The organism is Sphingomonas sp. Leaf30 (assembly GCF_001422525.1).
GTDB classification, from domain to species: Bacteria; Pseudomonadota; Alphaproteobacteria; order Sphingomonadales; family Sphingomonadaceae; genus Sphingomonas; species Sphingomonas aerolata.
In genome coordinates this window covers 546010-547423 of sequence record NZ_LMKZ01000018.1, presented here as the reverse complement: position 1 = coordinate 547423, position 1414 = coordinate 546010, and the positions used below count along the sequence as shown (strand labels likewise).

Here is a 1414-nt window from a genome sequence, read left to right as displayed (position 1 = left end):
GGTGGTGGCGCAGGAGGTGAAGAGCCTCGCCAGCCAGACCGCACGCGCGACCGACGACATCGCCGCCAAGATCGCCGCGATCCAGTCGGCGACGCGCGGCACGGTCGCGACCAATGCGAGCATCAAGGCGACCGTCGCCGAGGTGCAGGACAGCGCCGACCGGATCCGGCACGCGATGGAGGCGCAGGCGCAGACCGTCACCGCGATCACCGCCGCGGTCGACGAGACCGCGCTCGCCGCCGATTCGATGTCGACGACGATCGCGGCGATCAGGGCGGATACCGAAATGGTGGCGACCGAGATCGACGGCGTCGGCCGGGGCTTCGACATGCTCGACAGCCGGCTGAGCAATCTGAAGACCAGCGCGGGCGTATTCATCGCGAAGGTGGCTGCATAACGGAGGGCACAAGGGGGGAGCATGACCGCGCCAATCGACCGCATGAGCAATGGCGTGCCGCACGGCACGCTGGACTGGGGCAATGATGGCCGGCCGCTGTACGAACGCGTGCGCGACTATGATTGGGACGGCGCGATCGGGCCGAGCTGCGCGACGCTGACCGCGATGCTGGATGCCGCCGACCACCGGCTGATCGCGGAGACGTTCTGGCGGCATTACCTCTCGCTCGAGAGCGCGCTTCATGTCCGGCCCGCCTTCACCCCCGAGCGACTCGAGCGCAGCATCGTCGCGAGCGCGGACTATGTCCGGCTGAAATATCTCTCCCCCTATGACCTGGCGTGGCGGGACATCGCGATCGACCATGCGGTCCAGTCGCGCAAGGCGAACATCCCCCTGCCCGCCTTGCTCGCCGCGCTGGCGTTCGCGCACAGCGTCACGCTCGGGCTGATCGCCGAACGGGTCGGCACCGACACCGCGTCGATGCGGATGCTGGGCGACGTGATCCAGCGGCTCGCGCTGATCGAGGCGGACATCATGGCGTCGCATCTGAGCGCGTCCGATGCCGAGGCGGCGCGGATCGCCCGCAGCGCGCGGGCGGCGGCGTTCCGTGAGAGCATCGCGACGTCGATCGAGGACACCGCCGAGCTGGGCGCGCGGATCCGCGTCCAGGCGATGGGCGCGTCGAGCTCGACCCGCAGCGTGCTGGGCAAGACGAGCGAGGTCGCCGCCGCCGCCGAACAGTCGGCGCTGGCGATGCGCGAGGCCGCGCACACCGCCTCGGGACTCATCTGTGCGATCGAGGGCGCGCGGATCGAGGTCGAGGCGGCCGCCGAGATCGCCAACCGCGCGTCGGCACAGGCGACCGACGCGGTCGGGATGTCCGAGACGTTGAGCGCGCATGCCCAGTCGATCGAATCGATCCTGGGGCTGATCCGCACGATCGCGGGGCAGACCAACCTGCTCGCGCTCAACGCGACGATCGAGGCGGCGCGCGCGGGCGATGCCGGGCGCGGCTTT

General features: G+C 70.2%; 1 protein-coding gene and 1 pseudogene. Both read left to right on the top strand.

The features are described 5' to 3' along the window. Nucleotides 1–397: pseudogene (locus tag ASE89_RS21305) on the top strand (methyl-accepting chemotaxis protein); the annotation flags it as partial. Nucleotides 398–418: 21 nt separating this feature from the next. Beyond that, nucleotides 419–1414, top strand: a 996-nt coding sequence (locus ASE89_RS16225) for a methyl-accepting chemotaxis protein (protein WP_236701832.1), incomplete at its 3' end; no start/stop codon positions are given.